The 336-nt window shown below is 49.1% G+C and carries 1 rRNA gene; it reads right to left on the reverse strand.

Features of this window, described 5'->3' with window-relative positions:
- Nucleotides 1-233: 233 nt before the first annotated feature.
- Nucleotides 234-336 (reverse strand): 23S ribosomal RNA (locus ACYQ2O_RS13020); the annotation flags it as partial.

A 336-nucleotide genomic window follows, 5' to 3' on the forward strand; every position in this document is an offset into this window, starting at 1 on the left:
CGTCACCGCACAGTGACTCTTCTATTAAACTGGAGAACGTTGTTCTCTCAAAACTAGACAGCTGATCAACACGAAACAACACCACTTACCCTTAACACACGTCAGTCCAGTTTCGCTCGGCAGATGACCGCGTGATGTGACACCCTTACCCATTGCGCCCTTACGGTGCTCATTCAGGGTATGTGTGCTCAAATCCCGGGATCATCTACCCGCCTCGCTATACTTTCTTTCTTGTGGTTAAGTCCTCGACCGATTAGTACTGGTCCGCTCCACATATCACTATGCTTCCACTTCCAGCCTATCCACCTGATCATCTTTCAGGGGTCTTACTTCCTT

The organism is Alkalibacterium sp. m-11 (assembly GCF_054658155.1).